Annotated in this window: 15 protein-coding genes and 1 pseudogene; 4 read left to right on the forward strand and 12 right to left on the reverse strand. The window is 57.7% G+C overall.

The window, feature by feature from the left end; genetic code table 11:
* Positions 1-274 precede the first annotated feature (274 nt).
* From AB8Z38_RS34260 to AB8Z38_RS34300, 9 genes are all read right to left on the reverse strand, one after another.
* Entirely contained in the window at positions 275-1,429 is a 1,155-nt protein-coding gene (locus AB8Z38_RS34260) for a glycosyltransferase (RefSeq protein WP_369721957.1), read from the reverse strand.
* 63 nt (positions 1,430-1,492) lie between these two features.
* Positions 1,493-2,530, reverse strand: coding sequence for a polysaccharide deacetylase family protein (locus AB8Z38_RS34265; protein WP_369721958.1), 1,038 nt, complete (start codon positions 2,528-2,530; stop codon positions 1,493-1,495).
* 79 nt (positions 2,531-2,609) lie between these two features.
* Positions 2,610-3,527: a glycosyltransferase gene (locus AB8Z38_RS34270; protein WP_369721959.1), complete on the reverse strand. Its 918-nt coding sequence runs from the start codon at positions 3,525-3,527 to the stop codon at positions 2,610-2,612.
* 104 nt (positions 3,528-3,631) lie between these two features.
* Positions 3,632-4,327 carry a hypothetical protein gene (locus AB8Z38_RS34275; protein WP_369721960.1) on the reverse strand — a complete coding sequence of 232 codons (696 nt, stop codon included), beginning with the start codon at positions 4,325-4,327 and terminating at the stop codon, positions 3,632-3,634.
* Positions 4,328-4,377: 50 nt separating this feature from the next.
* Positions 4,378-5,559 (reverse strand): DegT/DnrJ/EryC1/StrS family aminotransferase, encoded by a 1,182-nt coding sequence (locus AB8Z38_RS34280; RefSeq protein ID WP_369721961.1) that lies wholly within the window; start codon positions 5,557-5,559, stop codon positions 4,378-4,380.
* 41 nt (positions 5,560-5,600) lie between these two features.
* On the reverse strand, positions 5,601-6,260 hold the full coding sequence (locus tag AB8Z38_RS34285; RefSeq protein WP_369721962.1) for a sugar transferase: 660 nt from the start codon (positions 6,258-6,260) through the stop codon (positions 5,601-5,603).
* Complete coding sequence (locus AB8Z38_RS34290; RefSeq protein WP_369721963.1) at positions 6,247-7,371, reverse strand: Gfo/Idh/MocA family protein; 1,125 nt, start codon at positions 7,369-7,371, stop codon at positions 6,247-6,249. Before AB8Z38_RS34290 ends, AB8Z38_RS34285 begins: the two co-directional genes overlap by 14 nt.
* A 290-nt stretch (positions 7,372-7,661) precedes the next feature.
* Complete coding sequence (locus AB8Z38_RS34295; RefSeq protein ID WP_369721964.1) at positions 7,662-7,874, reverse strand: hypothetical protein; 213 nt, start codon at positions 7,872-7,874, stop codon at positions 7,662-7,664.
* A 937-nt stretch (positions 7,875-8,811) separates the two neighbouring features.
* Positions 8,812-10,077 carry a glycosyltransferase family 4 protein gene (locus AB8Z38_RS34300; protein WP_369721965.1) on the reverse strand — a complete coding sequence of 422 codons (1,266 nt, stop codon included), beginning with the start codon at positions 10,075-10,077 and terminating at the stop codon, positions 8,812-8,814.
* Between the two features lie 103 nt (positions 10,078-10,180).
* Between AB8Z38_RS34300 and AB8Z38_RS34305 the strand changes: the two genes are divergently transcribed.
* Both AB8Z38_RS34305 and AB8Z38_RS34310 read left to right on the forward strand, forming a co-directional pair.
* Positions 10,181-11,962: a hypothetical protein gene (locus AB8Z38_RS34305; RefSeq protein WP_369721966.1), complete on the forward strand. Its 1,782-nt coding sequence runs from the start codon at positions 10,181-10,183 to the stop codon at positions 11,960-11,962.
* Between the two features lie 398 nt (positions 11,963-12,360).
* Complete coding sequence (locus AB8Z38_RS34310) at positions 12,361-12,519, forward strand: hypothetical protein (protein WP_369721967.1); 159 nt, start codon at positions 12,361-12,363, stop codon at positions 12,517-12,519.
* Positions 12,520-13,163: 644 nt separating this feature from the next.
* Here AB8Z38_RS34310 and AB8Z38_RS34315 read toward each other — a convergent pair.
* From AB8Z38_RS34315 to AB8Z38_RS34325, 3 genes and pseudogenes are all read right to left on the reverse strand, one after another.
* Positions 13,164-13,424 carry a hypothetical protein gene (locus AB8Z38_RS34315; protein WP_369721968.1) on the reverse strand — a complete coding sequence of 87 codons (261 nt, stop codon included), beginning with the start codon at positions 13,422-13,424 and terminating at the stop codon, positions 13,164-13,166.
* 408 nt (positions 13,425-13,832) lie between these two features.
* Positions 13,833-14,819, reverse strand: a complete 987-nt coding sequence (locus tag AB8Z38_RS34320; RefSeq protein WP_369721969.1) for a heparin lyase I family protein — start codon at positions 14,817-14,819, stop codon at positions 13,833-13,835.
* Between the two features lie 276 nt (positions 14,820-15,095).
* Positions 15,096-15,252: pseudogene (locus AB8Z38_RS34325) on the reverse strand (transposase); the annotation flags it as partial.
* Positions 15,253-15,672: 420 nt separating this feature from the next.
* On the opposite strand from AB8Z38_RS34325, the gene AB8Z38_RS34330 reads away from it, so the two are divergent.
* Both AB8Z38_RS34330 and murJ read left to right on the forward strand, forming a co-directional pair.
* A complete protein-coding gene (locus tag AB8Z38_RS34330; RefSeq protein WP_369721970.1) occupies positions 15,673-16,038 on the forward strand; it encodes a hypothetical protein in 366 nt (121 codons plus the stop codon).
* Positions 16,039-16,050: 12 nt separating this feature from the next.
* Entirely contained in the window at positions 16,051-17,670 is a 1,620-nt protein-coding gene (gene murJ / locus AB8Z38_RS34335; RefSeq protein WP_369721971.1) for a murein biosynthesis integral membrane protein MurJ, read from the forward strand.
* Positions 17,671-17,770 lie beyond the last annotated feature (100 nt).

Consider the following 17,770-nt stretch of genomic DNA (forward strand, 5'->3'; position numbering starts at 1 on the left):
CGAAACGGTGCAGATGCAGGTCAGGCGATGGACACCAGCAGCATGATCGCGACTGTCGATCTGGAAAACTGTGATGCGGTATCGGCTCGATCGAAGCGATTTGGCGAGCGCTATGGCGGGCACGCTCGCTCACCATTTGGCAGCGCACTTGCGCTTGGGTTGGAATCGATCGATGCGCTTCTATTCTCAACTCACTTGCGTACACTTGCACGACACTTGCGTCGAAATGAGAGGTTGCTCCTACCGCAAGCTTTGGATCTTCGATATCACCAAATTAATCATCGGGCGTTTCTCTAGCAATAGCTGCTTCCCATGTCGAGCGCGCAGTCCCATACGCCACCCTCCGATAGAGGCAGAGATATGCGTTGCACATCGCATCGAGGGAGAAGGCCGTTTCAACACGACGACGCCCCGCGATACCGAACTGACTAGCAAGCGCTCCGTCATTGAGGAGTCTGAGCACACGATCAGTCAAGACCGCCGCGTCGTTACTCGGCACAAGAAATCCCGTCTGGCCCTCCAGGACCAATTCAGGAGTGCCCCCATCGTTTGTTGCTACGATTGGCTTACCCAATGCCATGCATTCGGTGATTGCGTTAGAGATGCCTTCCCCGTGTAGACGGCTGTTGGTGGCAAGAACTCCCACAGTGAAGAGGTTTGCGATGCTTTCTATATCTTTTCGCTGCCCCAGAAACTTTATGCGCGGCGAATGTTCTGGTAGAACGCTATCGCGCACCCGCGGCAACAGTTCACCGGTGCCGACAGCCAGAAAAGTTACATCATCTCTAAGACGACAAATGCGGCACGCCATTTCAACAAAGCTTGCATAATCTTTTCCGGGCCTGAAGTTAGCAACCATCCCCACAATGTGGGGGGTCGTGATGCCGACCATCCTACGAAGCTCCGACTCATCTCTTAAATTAAGGACTCTCGCGGGATTAAAGCCATTGTAGATCGACAGACCTTTGCGCTCGGGAATATGGTAGGCAGCGAGGCCCGCTCGCGAATTGGCGACGATAACGTCTGAAAATGGGATAGTCAGCTTGCTCATCAGATAGTTTTTATTCCACGGCGTCATATGCGACGGCGCATCTCGTACAAAGCCATTGACGAAAGCCGCGCCGCACAATTTCGCAACCGGAGCTGCATAAATAGAGCATATCGAGCCCCAGGAGTGGACGATATCAATTTTCAAACTAGAGGTTAGATCGTACAAGCTCTTGAAAAGGCGCAAATCCCCCCTGCCTTTCCGAATGAGCGGAATATATTGCGCATGTTCACTGTCAATTTCGAATTGATCATCCTCCTCGTAGGTAACCGCGACGAATGACTCTATGTCGCGGTGAGGGGAAAGCCCGCCCAAAAGTTCGACGAGTTGCCGTTCTTTTCCTCCCCGGCCTATGCATTCGGTGAAGTGTAGTATACGCATCTCAGCGATCTCCCACGTGGACTGATTCAGTCCACGTTACAACGAACCGGTTCAGCACGAATTTCAACGCTCAACCCCGCTCGATGTAATGCTTCTCATTTGCAGCATGTGCGCTGCCGCCGATTGGATGCCGCTCATGCGAACCTCGAACCTGGTCCTCGAATCGAAAGGCCCCCCAACCCCAACACGAGGAAGTGCAAAATGATTTGATTTGCCGTCGGATACCTGCCCACTTCGCGTCGTTACTGCGGTCGAAAAGCCAATTTCCTTCGCGAGATGTTCTTCGCGCTGACCGCATGCTTTGGAGTCGCCGTAAGGATAAGCGAAGTGCCGAACCGAAAGCTGCAGCAATTGCTCCAAATAGCGGCGGTTGTCCGCCATTTCGGCCCGTGCGGAAGGAACATCCAGGGCCGACAGGGCCGCATGCGAAACGGTGTGCCCGCCAATCGACGCGAGAGGATGCCGCGCCAGTTTTTGAAGCTCGCGTTCATTCAGGAAATATGCCTCATTCAAGGCCGTTAGCGATATGCCAGCTTTTTCGAACGTGGAGGTGAGTGTTGCAGCCCGGTGATAGTCTTGGTGAACCCACTCAATGACCCTGTATAGGCCCAAAACCTTTTCTTGAAACTCGGGACAGTGGAACCGCATGCCCATTGCGTCGATCGTAACCGCGTCTCTAATGCGGAACATTTCGCGCAAACCCAGCCACCACGATTGTAGCGTTCGTGTTAGGGCGCCGGTGGGGACGTACATCATGAATGGGGCCTGGTTTCGCTCGAGGATTGGAAGCGCGGTCGTGACATTGTCTCGGTAGCCGTCATCAAAGGTAAGCACCGCATAGCGGCACGGCCCGGGATCCGTGGCCAATCGCTTGAGACATGTTTCGAAACTGACGATCTCCCATCCTTCTTGCCGTAGCCACTTGAGTGAGTATTCGAAAAGGGCAGCTGACGTCCCGGTCGTCAATTCCGAGCGATGATCTTGTTGAATTTCATGGAACATCAGGATGGCTGCTCGGCCCGCAAAAACCCTGCGGAAGGTTGGCATTAGTCCAGATCGATGAGCCAAGTGGATGATGCTGTCCTTGAGAACCTTCTTCACGGCTAACCCTCCATTGGTCTGCGCTATATGCTTCTTCGAGGCTACGCTGGTTGGTGAAGGTCCAGCCGTTGCATTGTCGTCATCCACTCCGCAGCAAACGCCTGCCTTCCGCCTTTGCCCTGAAGTTGGAGAGAACGTCCTCATATACGCCGACGATCTTTTCAACTGTGAGCGACTGATCGTATCTGGCCATTGCCGCCCGACCCCGGAACGCGCTGCTGCGCGAACATTCAAACGTCTCTCGAAGGCTGCGGGCAATCGTGCCGGCGTCCTGCGGACAGATCCGCGTCCCCGCGATGCCGTTTAACAGCTCGCCAACGTCGCCGACCTCCGTCGACACGACCGGACGATTGCACGCGAGAGCTTCCTTGATAGAGGTCGGCGACCCCTCATAATCCGAGCAGAGAAGCAGGGCGTCGGCTGCGCTGTAGCACCACGGCATTTCGCCGTTTGGCACATTGACGACCGTCATCAGCTCCGTGTCGACGCCCTCCTGCACGAGTCGCTCGACCGACGCTCTTGCCAGATCGTATCTCTTCTCAGGCCGCGTCGGATCAAAGGGAAACAGAACGATATGCTTGTCTTTCGGCCACCCCAGCCGCGCTCGCGCTTGGTCGCGATCGTACGGCTTGAATACGCCGAGGTCGACCCCGCAGGGAATCACGATTCCCGGAATCCGTCTCCGCATCCCCTCCGAAACGACTATGACGGCATCGGCGAAATGCGACACAGCGCGGGTGCACAGCCTTTCAAAGATGCTTTTTCCAAGCACGTCGGTCCCGTGCAGCGTGATGACGAGCGGAGCCTGCGACCGAAACATCGCAGGATACGCCGAATAACCGTAATGCGCATGAACGATGTCGTATGCCACCGCACTCGTCATTCGCATGACATCTATAATGCACTTCAGATAGTTCATCTTGGACTGGAATCCGAGAATATTGATGACGTCGACCGTGTGGCCGAACCGGCGCAGTTGCTCGACCTGCTGGAACACAAAGGCTCCGGAGCCCGGTCTCTGCGGACTCGGGTACATGTTGGTGACACAGAGAATCCTCACGATTAGTATTCCCTCGAATCTTGGCACGAACTACCAGCGAGTTACTCGTCTGCGCCGTCAGTCCCTTTGAGCCGTCGTCGGATCCGCGCTGGGACGCCCATCACGAGCGCGCCGTCGGGCACGTCCTTCGTCACCACGGCGCCGGCGCCGACGACGGCGCCAACGCCGATTTTGACACCTGGCAGTAGGTTGGCTCCCAGGCCGATCGCCGCGCCGCGCGCGATATGGGGCCCGAGCATGGGCGAACCGTCGTAGCCGTTGCGACCGATCGCATTGTCGTTCGACGTGCCGACGCAGCCCGAGATGAATACGTCGTCTTCGATCGTCATATTGCCCGCCAGCCAGGTGTGATCCTGTACCCGGACGCGATCGCCGATTTGCGTGTTGTAATTGACCGTGACGTAACGTCCGACGACGGTCTTCGAGCCGATCCGCGATTGTTCACGGATCGAGGCGCCGTCACCGATCAGGGTTCCTGCGCCGACCGAGACGTCGTAGAAAATTACCGCGTGCGGTCCGATAGAACAGTTGGCGCCGATATCGACCCACGCCTCGAAATGTGGCGCGCGCGACAACGCGCCTGCCCCCTTGGGCGCCTTGCCGATATAGGCTCCCGGAAAGATTTCGACGTTGTCCCCAATTCTTGCGCCGCTCTCAATCACGACATGCGGGTGAATGACTACCCCGTTGCCAATTGTAACGTTAGGCCGCACTACAGCGAACTCGGCGATCTTCACGGCAGCACCGATCGCTTCGGTCTCAACCACCGTCCATGCACTGATTCGATTCATCGCAACTCTTTCCCCTCATCGGCGCGCAGCGCGGCGGGCGCATACGTTGACTTCCGCCACAGTGTCTTGTGACCGTCGCGTTCAGCCGCGTTGCCTACAATCGCGCCGATATGGCGCACCTGATCGCGCGTGAGTTCGGGGAACATGGGGAGGGACAATGATCGCGCGGCCATTGCTTCGCAGCACGGCAAGTCGCCATGCCTGTAGCCGAGATGGGCGAAGGCAGGCTGTAGATGGAGCGGCAACGGATAGTGGATCCCAGTCGCCACGCCGGCCTGGTCGAGCTTGATCCGCATTGCGTCACGCTCGTTCGTGGTAATCACATACAAATGGTAGACGTGCGTCGACCCCTTTCGAACGAACGGCGTCTTGATTCCCGACTGCCCCAACTCAGTGGCGTACCAGTCTGCAGCGCGCCGCCGATTCGTGTTCCATTCATCCAGACGCCGGAGCTTGACCTGCAAGACTGCCGCCTGGAGCGCGTCTAGCCGACTGTTAAACCCGACCTCGGCATGGCTATAGTGGGTGGTTCGACCATGGTCACGCAGTCGTTCGATCCGCTCGGCGATCGCCGCATTGTTGGTGGTGACCGCTCCGCCGTCGCCATAAGCGCCGAGATTCTTCGCTGGATAAAACGAGAAACACGCGACATCGCCGAGCGCCCCGGTTCGGACCCCATGATATTCCGCCCCATGCGCCTGGGCGGCGTCTTCTACCACATAGAGCGCGCGCCGCCGTGCGATGTCCGTGATTGGAGCCATGTCAGCCGGCTGCCCGAAGAGGTGGACTGCGATGATCGCTCTTGTACGATCCGTGACGGCGCGCTCGATCATCTTGGGATCGATCGTGTAGGTGTCCGGATCGATATCGACGAACACAGGCCGCGCTCCCGTCGCAACGATGGCGGCTGCAGTGGCGATGAAGGTATGGGCGGTTGTAATCACCTCGTCGCCATGACCAATACCCAAGGCCCGCAGTGCCAGATGAAGCGCGTCCGTACCGTTCGCCACACCGCGCGCATAGCGCACCTGGCAATACGCGGCGAAATTTCTTTCGAACGAGGCAAGCGCCTCGCCGCCTACGTACTGCGCGGAGTCGAGAACGCCTCGAATTGCTTCGGCCACTTCATCTTTTAGCGTCTCGTATTGCGCTTTGAGATCGACAAACGGAACGTGCATTTTTCGAACCTCACTAGAATCCAGCTTGTTTCTAGAGAACGTCATCGAGCACCGTGCCCCCGCAGCACCGCGGGAAATGTCAAGGCAATCAACTTCAGATCGGTCCATAAGGTCCAGTTCATTGCATAGTCGACGTCCATCTCGAGCATCACCTCGGGGCTGACACGACCCCGACCGCGCACCTGGCAAATTCCGGTTATTCCGGGCTTCACAACGTGACGCTTATGGTGCCAGTCGCGGAAGTGTTCGAGCTCATAAGGAATCGCCGGCCGTGGACCGACGATGCTCATTTCGCCGCGCAACACATTGAGGAACTGAGGCAGCTCGTCGAGGCTGGTTCTCCGCAGCCACCGTCCCACGCGCGTCACGCGAGGATCGTCTGTCAGCTTGTACGGGGCGGCGGGGTCGTTCGAAAGGGGCTCCTTTGCCCAAGCCCTCCGGATTGCCTCACGATGGATGCTTTCGTCGGCGTTGTAGTGGAGTGTCCGGAATTTGAAGCAGTTGAACGGCTTCTCGTCTCGCCCGATGCGACGTTGGCGAAACACCGCTGGTCCGGGACTGTCGAGATGGATTGCTATCCACACCACCACGAAGACGAGGGCCAGCAACACGATCCCGAGAACGCTGATCGCGACGTCGAGCGCCCGCTTGCCAAACTCCCGCGGGGTCGCCTTCCGTCGCGTGTCTTCATGCGACGGCAATTTCGGGACCTCCCGCCGGCATGTTCCGCCGCCGAAAAATCCGTTCATCCTTGCCATTGCTACGGTGCTTGTGCTTCAGCCGTAGACACGCCGATGCCGCCTCGAGCGCTTCGACAACGCGCAGCCCGTGCAGTCCGTCCGCGCGCGGCCGTTCCCCGGTCACGATCGCATTGACAAAGTCGAGTATCTCGAGCTTGAGCGGTTCGCTGCTGGATATCGCGGGGATATGCACGTCGCCATGATGGTAGGCCGACTGGAAGTCGGCGTAGGAGTCGCCGTTGATCTGCGGCCTGAATCGCTTCTGGTAAACGCGCACCTTTTCGGACGGCTGCACGTCGTCGAACACCAGCATCGCATCGCTTCCGACGATCGTGATCTGGCGCACCTTGACCGGGTCCAACCAGGAAACGTGCACGTGGGCGGTCGGGCCGCTCTTAAAGCCCATCTTGGCGTAAACAACGTCCTCGACATTGGGCAGAACGTGCGCGCACCCCCAGGCCCCGATGGTTTGCGGTACCTCCTCCAGCAAGGAGAAGATGATCGAGAGGTCGTGCGGCGCCAAATCCCAAAGGACATTGGCGTCCTGTCGGTAGAGACCGAGATTAAGACGCCGCGAATCAATGTAGTAAAGCTCGCCGAGAGAGCCGCTCTTGATCATCTGGCGCATGACACCGACCGCCGGATGATACTCGAATGTATGTCCGACCATCAGCACGCTCTTGCGCTGTTCGGCGATCGCATTCAACTCGCGGCATTGCGCGCTCGTCATGGCCATCGGCTTCTCGACGAGCGCGTGCTTTCCGGCCTGGAGCACCGCTCGCGCCAATTCAAAGTGCGTCTCCACAGGGGTGGCGATAATGACACCGTCTATAGAAGGGTTATTCAGTACCGCGCTGATATCACGCGAAACAGCGACAGAAGGATATTGTGAACGGATGTATTCCAACCTGTCGAGACGCGGATCCACGGCCATCGACAACCTTGCACCGCGTATATCGCAGCTGACGCGGATATGTTTCGAGCCCCAGTAGCCGCAACCGATGACCGCGAGCGACGGGCCTCCGGTCGCGATCTGAGCTTTCACGTCCTGACGGTCACGGGTATTCGCCATGTTGGCTCCTTATTCGCGTGCGTTGATTCAAGATAGCCGATCGAGTGTGCGCGCTGCGGAAGAACACGGGTTACGATCTGCGCTCTTTCGGGGTACACAGGTCGGAATACCCCCCCGTGCTTGCGCGGGCTGTGGCCTTGACAAGGCGAGGCCTGGCGACGCAGCCGCGGGCTGCGGGGTAGACCCCAACATGTCTTTTTGCCATCAAATTGCGCCGGGATCGGTCCACGCGCCGCAGCATCGAAATCAGGCTGCTATCCTTGCGGCGGGTCTGACGAACTGGGACCTGCCTAGCCTGCCGCTTCGCGCAAGAATGGGATCAGCGTGCGGCCGTTCGACTGCCATCCGGTCGAGGTCAGAAAAAGGCGCTGAAGACCGACCTTGTTCGTTGCTTCGCGCACAAAATCGTCCGTCTTGGCAATTGCGGCGAGCGAATTGATCTGCAGGTTCGCTGATGCAATGTGATCCCAGGCGCCGAGGGCCGGCAGAAAGACGACAACCATCACGATTTTGCATTATGCAGTACTCCAACCAATTGTCGTGGCAAGCAGCAGCTGCAACTCCGTTCTCTCCACGGTCGCGGCTCGCATTCCTCAGCAGTCGTTCGGCTTCGGCGGACATCGTGGCGCTTCGACAGGCATGGAGCGTCTCGCCGGCGAGAAGCTCCTGGGCCACTTTTTAGCATGATTGGCGTTTTGCCGATTACCCACAAATGGGTACTCAATCAGCCCGGTACGCTATGCGTAGGGTCATGATTGCATTCAGCTACGCCATTCAGACGAAGATCGGATGGAGAGTTGACTGTTCGGGCGATTACGAAACATCGGGATGGAAATCACATGCGGGACTTGTGTGCCGGGAGCATCGCAGATGCACTGAATGCATGGAAGGAGGCACCAGTCATTCTGGAGACATGCGAACCAATGTCGTTCTTGATCACGTCGAATTACCTCTGGCAACAAGCGATCCAGTGCGCCATCGACAACCATGCCTCTCAGTTTAACGACAAGAATGGCGCGGTCCCTGGGGTAATTCACCCCGCCGTGAGGACATGATTACATAGCTCCGCCACCCTTCGTGCTCACTCGCGCGGTTTCCAAAATCGGTAGGCGGTCAGCGCGAGCTTTGAGCTCAATTGAATTGGATGAAAAAGGGAATGCTCCGACGTATTTCGATCGACCAAGTACGGATCGGCACCCGAGCCTTCGAATCCGCAATTTCCATTAAACGCGTTCTTCCCAGACGCGCACGAGGTCACAACGATTGACACGCGAGGTCTGGCTGCTGACGCGCAACCGTGCAGAGCGGTCTCGCCGCGGCCGGGAGCCAAGATCTGGACATTACGTTCGCGCTCCAAGGGGCTGGTTTTTGGCACGCTCCCGGCGACCTCGCGATCAGTGGCAGCAGTTCACGCGCTCCACTGCATGGTTGCTTCCGCTCTCAGCGAGCATCCGTATCAGCCGCTGACCCTGCATTCCGCGCGCGCCTCGGCACCAACGTCGCATAGGCGGCGAGAAGCGAGCGCTTTTCGATCTCCCATTGGAATTCGCCGTAGGCGCGCTCCCTGCCGTAGTTCCGCATACGCTCTCGCCCGGCCTCGTCCTCAAGCAGCGCCACGATTCCTTCGCCAAGGGCCTGCGCCGTCGGTTTCCCCACCACCACGGCGGCGTCGCCTGCATCACGCCTCGCTTGCGGCAAGTCGAACAGGACGAACGGCAGCCCGATGGCCATGTATTCAAAGACCTTGATCATCGACATAACGACGTTGCAGGCATTGGGCGGATCCGGAACGACGCCGATATCGCAAGCCGCCAGCATGGCGGGAAGCGGATCGCCCGAAATGTATCCGGCAAATTCGACATTGTCGGTGATCCCGAGTTCGCCCGTGAGAGTCCTAAGCCGACCTGCCTCCGGCCCGTCGCCGATAATCAGGCAGGCGATATCTGTTCGATGAAGGTGCTTAACGATGTGTTCCATCGCCTTGACCAGGAGGTCTACACCATCCTGCTCGGCAATCATTCCCACATAGCCCACGAGATATCGAAAGGTCCGTCTGACCGACAGCTCGGGCTTTGCCTGCGTGAAGCGCCCAAGATCGGGGACGCTTCTGACGATCCAGACCCTGTCTGGGGGCATTCCGCCTCGCTTCACGGCTTGCTGCTTCAGCGTAAGGTTTGTCGCGAGGCCACCGTCGGCCGATCGAAACGTCCAGCGTTCAAGCAGGAGCAGGAGACTGTAAAAGAAATCCTGGCGGCCGAACTTGACCTCATAAAGCTCGGGCGCGGGATCATGCTGATCAAATAGAAATTTCTTGCCAAAAAAGAACTTGTAAAAAATTCCGATCAAAAAGATAAGGTCCGGCGGATTGCACGCATGAAGAACATCGAATCCATGGCGATACGCCACCTTCAACGAGAGAACGAACTCCCAAAAGAGAGCGACGGCATATTCGAAAAGATAAGTTACGGCGCTCGAGCCTTCCACACCCCGTCGATGGCGGTAGATATGCACGCCGTCGATCTGCTCGTATGCCTTGTCATATCCCTTCCCTTTCGGACAAATGACCGAAACGGTGTAACCAGCCTGGTGCAGCGCTGTGGCCTCCTGCCAAACCCGGCGATCGGCCGGCACCGGCAGGTTTTCAACGATGATAAGGACCGCGCCGGTCGCATCACCTACCGCAGATATGTTGTCCGACAAATCCATTGCGCCTACGTCCGTCAGTTGAAACCCGGCGACCTTTCGTATAGGACCTCAAGGAGGAGCACAATCTCGAGGTCGCGGACGATCCGCAGGATGCCCGGAGGCCTTGCCCGACAACCTGAGGAGGGAACGTCGACGCCATGGACACGGGCTCTTCGATTGCGCTCCTGCTTCGCAGCGGCACTCCATTACCCGACGATTGCAACCTGGGAGAATCCTCGAGTTTTTCGGAATTCCCTGGACGGCGCTGACAGTCAGCGAAGCGAACGAGGGTAATGTAGCCTCGCTGATGGCAACTCATCCGCGGTTCTCCGTCCTGACTTCCGCGCCCTGTCTCGCCGAAACCCTGCGGCCCTGCAAGGCCGGAACTTTTCCGGCCTGGTTGGCGGCAGCCACTTCCGTGTTCGTCTATGGATTTCAACCTGCGGATCGCTGCAGGGCTCTGCTGCGCCAGATCACTGGAGACTCGGAGGCGGACATCCTCGGCATTGATGCGCGGCCGATAACCGTGTCCGTGACTGATGCTTTTCCAGACATGTGCGGCCCAATGTCGGCCCTGCGGATCCAACTCGAGCCAGGCGCCGCGGATGCGGCGCTGGTCATCCGGGATGATGGCGAATTGCAGAGCATCCTTGGGGCACACGAGGGGCACCTGTTCGCCGGATTTGCTTGTTCCGGCGTGCGCTTTTTTGCCGATGCGTCACTGGCGATGGTGGACATTCGCGAACGCACTGCGACCTCTTACGATGTGAAGAAGCGTTTTGCCGGTGCGGTCCCAGTCGTGATGTATCTGAAGTGGTCGTTCCGCGACGTCTGCTGGACCACCCCCGAAACAAACGCGTGCCTGATCATCGACGATCCACCTCTGTGGCCACGGTATGGCTTTCTCGATTTTGGCGAACTATTGCAATTGGCCGACAAGCAGATGTTCGCGACGACTATCGCCTTCATTCCGTGGAACTGGCAACGAACAAATCGCGACACCGTTGCCACCTTTCGGCAAAATAGCGGAAAACTTTCTGTCTGTGTGCACGGCTGTGATCACACCCGCGGCGAATTTGCAGCCCGTTTGGCCGACCTGCTCGACAGAAAGCTGAAGATCGCCAGGAGTCGGATGCAATCCCTTCTCAATAAGTCCGCACTGGATTATGAAAACGTGATGGTTTTCCCGCAAGGGGCATTCTCACCCGAGGCCGCGTCCGCTCTCAAGCGAAATGGCTTCTTAGCGGCAGTAAACACGGAAGTCGCACCAGCCGATGATGCATCGAACGAAACGACACTCGCAGATCTGTGGAGTGTCGCCATCGTCCGGTATGGCGGATTCTCGATTTATACTCGGCGGTACATCGACCACGGCATAGAAAACTTCGCATTTGACGGAATCCTGGGCAAGCCGTGCTTCATTGCCGGGCATCACGATATTTTCCGAAACCACGGTAGCGAACTGGCGAAGTTCCTCCAACGCCTGGCATCCTTGCGATGGAAACTCTGTTGGCGCGCTCTCGGGAGCGCCGTTTGCCGCAGCTACAGCATTAGACCGGACGGTGGAACCATCACCGTAAAGATGTTTGCTGAACAACTTCGCATCGAAAACGTGGAGGCGATTCCGCGACGGATCCGAGTTGTGAAGCAAGAATCGCAGGTCGTCTCCTTGAAAAATGTTACAGTCAACCAAGAGATCGTTGCGCACGAATGCATGGATGGATGTCTTCGAGTGATCGTCGATATCCCGCCCGGCGCAACGGCTGATATATGCTGCGTTTATCACGAACAGCCGGGTGCTTTTTCGGATTCAGAATCGGTCTCATACCGATTTGGAGTAGCGATTCGGCGATATCTGTCCGAACTTCGTGACAATTACGGGCACCTCTTTCGTTTTGGCGCTTAGCCGGGGGGACCGCAACGATTGCGGTCATGTTGTTTCGGCTCAGGCGCGAGGCTCCTAGCAAGGTCAGGCTGGTTCGCTACCACTCGCGGACAAGAGCTTCACGTTCAGCCAAGACGTAGGTCTTTTCCCCGCGCGGAGGGTGTGACTGCTGCCGTGGCGAGCTTCGAACCGGGCATTCGCGCGCAGATCGCTTTGCCGATGATTAAAAAAGTCTCAGGTGTCCCTTCGCCACAACCGGAATAGCTAACTCAGAAAAGAAAGCTCAGGGCGGATGAAAGAATACGCTCGGGTACCGGGCTTCAAGTCCTGATGATTAGGATCCGATCCTGAGAAAAACACGACGCGTTTTTGCGGATGGAGTTGGAGACGGGTGAAAACGTCTTCGGGCGCCGATCGGCATGTTATCCCCCAATAAAGGCGTCGATCTTGCAGTCAAACTCAAGAGTGACCGCCGGCATTATGGCATTTTATGCGGCAAAAGCGGTGCCGTGGATCGGCACTTGCAAAAAGAAGGCAAGATGGTGCTCATCGAAACCAGCGTCGACGTCCAGAACTAGGTCCTGCTTCAACGCCGCGACCGCAAAGCGGCGGTTAATGGCGCGGCCCCCGCCGCGCTTTGAGCGACATCGTTCGCGAAGTGGAAGGCATCGTTCGCGCCGATTGTCGCAAACGACTCTGTGCCGCACGCCGCAGCGGCCACGGGAGAATGGTTCAGACGCCCTTATCGTTATTTCGTTCAGGAAATGCTGGTGATCGAAAGATTAACCGCCTCAGAAGTGGCTGTTCGCTTCGCGCACCCTGTATGCCTTGCGCTCGCCTCTCGAACCAGCGACGGCGATTCCCGGTTGCGAAAGTTGACGCGCGGATGTTAGTTCGTGAGCTCGATTGCACCCGAGATGTCGAACCTGAACTTGCCGGCGATTAGGGAAAATTCGTTGGCGAGAGCGATGTTGACCTCGCGGAAAGAGTTTTCCAGAGCTTAGGCGCACTCCGCGGTCACGGGGTTGTCTTGTGAGTCACCCTTGGTGAACGTCGAATAGAGGAGTTCCGCTCTCTGTGCAGCTTCCGGCGACGTGGCGCCGACGATGCGATCGTTGTGCACGATTTCATGCAAGGTATTGCCGGAATGGCGCGCTCCGGGCAATGCGCGACGTCGATTTTCAGATGTTTCGATTGGAGGATTGGAAGTACTAAGATGTTTTCACAGGTCTTCGGCTTGATCGTAGAGTCGATGATGAGGGAAGCAGGCTATTCGCGGCCGAAAGAACAAAGGACAAATCGCATTTTTGTTTTCGTGCGGAGTCGGTACGGCCATAGCGAAAACGTCCTCTGGGCGCAGGCCCGTCTGAGCCTTGAAACGTCCAGTCTTCAAGGCTGCAGTCAGCAATTCCGCAATGCCTTTTTCTTCAAACGGGCAGTGGCAGCTGTTAATCTCATTTGCTTTTGTTCTCGTTGAGATCAAACCCAGTAACCGTTACGCCCGCGTTCGCAAATAAGAGCGAAGTCGAAAGTCTTAGATAGCCAAAGCCTGCAACGCAAACGGTGTCCTGCATTCGCGGGACGGCTGCACATGTTGGCCCGTGACGATGTCGAGAATTCTTTCGGCCGCCTCCAAATGGATTTGTCCAAGGGGTTATCGGGCGATTGAGAGCCGCGACCATCGCCTCCGCGTCTCGCGTACTAAAGCATTTGCGACGACATCGACGGTTTCGTGCCGTCCGCGCAATCAACGTTCCACTCCGCCGATCGTCCGTTGCTGCACCCGCGCCAGTTGATGAAAGTTCAGTGGCAGGTCATTGTTGTTCTAGCGTGATCGGATCTAGCGCGCGCTAGCGTGGTCGTGTTGCCAGCGAAGCTGCACACCCGTCAGTCAGGGTCGTCGTGACGAGACGGGCGTCGACGAGTCGATTGTTAACATCAAAGTGCGGTAACGGACGGCACTCGTCTCGGCCGCTCTCGAGCGATAGATGCCATATTCCCAATAGGTGCCCTGCCCAAAGCCCAAAGCACCCTGATAATTCGCAACCTGCTTGCCGTTGATCCAGACATTCAGGTACCCGTTGCCACTGTTAGAAAAATTCGCTCGAACGCGAATGTCGTTGTAGACGCCTGTCTGAATCGGATTCGGGTCGGTCCAGAGCGTGAGCATATGGAGAGCGGATGAGGAATTGCGGGGATTGCCACCGGGCAGAACATAGCGGGCAACAATTTGCAGACGTTCGCCGTCCATCTGGACGGCGAACGGCGGTGAGGTCGGTACGCCGCTCGCAATGTCGTCATTGTGCATCTGCCCGACGACAAAAAAGCCGTTCGAATGGTTCTGCGTGTTGACGAAGGTCCCGTTGGAGTTGGCCTCCACCATGAACTGGTAGTCCAAGCCAATCGGGGTACCGGCCGGGATCACAGCACCCCAGCTGGTCGCGACGCCCGTCGAGTCATTTTGAATTTCAGAGCGATCGACCCCAGAACCATCACCCCCTGCTGCCCAATTATCGCCCCTGTGTACCTCGAACCGCAGAGTCTGCGGGTCGGGGCTGGCTATACTATAGCTCTTAGCCGCTGTCTCAATTTGGTAGACGTCGCCACCAATAAGAAGTGTTTGCGACTCAGCCGAAAACGACGCAATCGACGGAGCAGCTGTTCTAGTTCTATCTACAGGCTGCGATGCGGCGCTCGTATTGTCTGCCGTATTGCTGTGGGCACCAGCAGAGCTGTGAGTATCGTCTGACAGGCTCTGGGCCCGCAGGTAGCACGAACCACCTGCGCCCGCTATCTTCGCATCGAGGGATGTCGATCCATCAGAGATGTTCGCGACGCTGCCAGCCAGCGCGAGGATAAGGGGTATCGATATTGTCACTGCTATCCCTTTTGTCTGTTCGACTTGTAGCCTGAGCAAGATTACAGCAGCGCTCTATCGTGAAATCTGATCAGCCTCCTGCCGCATGAATTCTTGGCCCTTGTGACAATAGCTCATTCAAATCCCGATACAATTTTGGACTGATCCAATCGAAGGAAAATAAGAACTACCACCAGGTCACTAGGTCGAGGAATGCATGATGGATTGTATGGTGATGTGCAGAATGCGAGGGAACACGTGCGCACCGGGAGCATCACGCCGTGTGGCCGGACCCGAAAGAGCCGCGCCTGCGTCATCAAGCGCCTTCAGCCGCTTAGCGTCGGAAACCGCCAGCCCGCCTTACTTGGCCTTCCACTTGTAGAACGTCGGGCTCGAAATCCCGTGCTTGCGGCAGACAATCAGCGGTCGCCGCACCCGTCTGCTGCTCCCGCAAGAGACCGCACCTCGTAGGTAACCCCTATTATCCGCCAAAACGGCTTCTTAATCCGCCAAAACGGCTTCTGGAGTGCTGAACACCTGATATGCATTTGGCTATGCTCGCTTTTGATCGGCTACGAGCCTTATGACTTCGCGGGGGAAGAAATGACGTGCGTCGAGCAAATTGCTACGGCCCATATTTACGCGGCTGATTTATCGCCGCTTCTTCAATGTCGGTGATCGGATCCATTACGCAACAAAGCCCATGTGGGAATCCCGCGGTATCAGGCTTGACCTTGGAAGATGCGATCGTCAGCGCGTTCGCGGGCACTCTATTCTTTCGCTTCACTATGCAGGAGGTACAAAAGCTTGCTGGAGGAAGCCGCACGCAGGAGGCGCGCGCGGAGATCGCGGATTCGGCAGCCAGTTGGCCCGCATGCAATTGAAGCAGTCGCCGCCCTTTGCGATGCTCAGCGGGTTTTTCGCCTTGCGCGCGCAGGCTGGTCAATGGGGCGTGGCAGCGAAGTTTCCGAACTCGGCCTTTGCGCTCTTCTCGATTGCATCAGCGGTCATGGCTATCGGTACGTTGACCGGCCAGCCTCTGGGCAATTCGTTTCTGCCCAATATCAGTTCTCTGGTGGGCGAGGGTAACTTTGACGGCGCCCGCAAGCTGATATCGGAAGCGTATCTGCTGTTAGCGCCGTGTTGTGGCCAAAACGGAGCATCTGCCGAAGGGCGCCGATCCACGCTTCAACGTGACCTCGCTCGCACGCGAGGCCATTGCAGCACAGAAGCTTTATGAGACAAATTGAGCATGAGTACATTCACAAACCTTGAGGAAACGGCTCCCCCGCGCGATGGCGCGCTCAAAAGCCGGGGGACCGTGATTCACGTTGGCCGCGCCATCTCGGTGGTCTTCTATGTCACCGTCGCCGCCCGGCTGCTTAGCATCGTCAGCCAGGTGCTGACGGCTTCGGCCTTTGGCGCTGGCCCAATCATGGACGCCTATACGGTGGCGCTGATCGTGCCCACAACCATTTCTGGCATCTTGACCGCGGCGGTAGGCGCGGCATTGATTCCGGTCTTTGTGGACTACCGCGAAAACAAAGGCGAGGCGGAGTCCATTCGCCTGCTCTCGGCAGCGATGACGCTGGGCACGCTGATTACGCTGGTGGTGACGGTGGCGCTGGCCGCGGGCGCGCCGCTGGTGGTGACGGTCTTCGCCCGGCAGATGGATGCCCCGACGCAGACGATGGCGGTCATCCTCGTGCGCTTGCTGATGCCCGTGCTCTTGCTGCAAGTGCTGGTGACGCTCATTGGCTCCGTTCTGAATGCCTATGGGCGGTTTGCTGTGCCATCTCTGGCTCCCGTCACGATCACGCTGAGCACCATAGCGTTTCTGCTGTTTGCGCGTTCCTGGGGCATCTATGCCCTGGGCTTGGCCACGATTGTGGGTTATTCGCTGAATTTCTTGCTGCTCGTCGTTGCCTATCTGCGCATGGGGCTGCGCTTTCATTTTGCGTGTTCCTGGCGGCATCCGGGCATTCAGCGCATTGCCGCGCTTTCCGCGCCCATGCTGATCGGGGCGCTGCTGGTCAACGGCAATAATCTGGTCGATCAGTTTATGGCTTCGCTCTTGCCGCCCGGCAGCATTGCCTCGCTTAGTTACGCGATCAGGCTGGTGGAGACGCCCTCGGGGATCTTTTATACGGCGCTCTCCACGGTGCTTTTGCCGATCTTCGCGCTGCAAGTGGCCCGCCGCGAATTCACACTCCTAACCACCACCTTCCGCCAGGTGGTCATTTTTTCCGCAATCATCCTGATGCCCGCTGGCGCGCTGCTGAGTTCGTTGTCGCGCCCGGTGGTGGAGATTTTCTATCACCATGGCAATTTCAACGCGCAGGCCACGGATGTGGTGGCGTCCGCCGTGATGTTTCTCGCGCCGAATATGTTTATCGTGACCTACGGCTTTATCAACGGACGGACCTACAACGCCCTGCAAGATAATCGCACGCTGCGCAACGTTGCCGTGCTTTCGCTGGTGCTCAACGCCGTCCTTGACTATCTGCTGATGCAAATCTGGGGCGTGGCAGGTATAGCGTTCTCTACCACGCTGACTTATCTCATCGGCGCGCTGACGCTGCTGCTCATTCTTAACAAGCGGCTGCAAGGGCTGCGGCTTCCGCAGCTTGGCCTTTCGCTAGGCAAATCCGCGGTGGCGGCGACGTTCCTGTGGCTGACATGCTCGCTGCTGGTGATGCTGCCCCAGGTGGCCGCGCTGCCGCTGCTGGTACAGATCGCCTCGCTGACTGCCGCGGGCTTGGTGATCTATGCTGCGCTGCTGCTGGCCTTGCGCGTGCCAGAGGTCAGCGAGCTCTGGGCCATATTGTGCAGCCGGCTGCCCTGGGGCCGCGTGCGGCCAAAACCCGCATAGGCCGCAGATGAGCGTGACGATGTTTGGGTCCTTCGCGAGCAAGGAAGAACTTCCATGAGTGTACAAGCGGCTAGCTCCCGGCCCAAAAGCCTTAGCCTGG

This window comes from Bradyrhizobium sp. LLZ17, from assembly GCF_041200145.1.
Classification (GTDB): domain Bacteria; phylum Pseudomonadota; class Alphaproteobacteria; order Rhizobiales; family Xanthobacteraceae; genus Bradyrhizobium.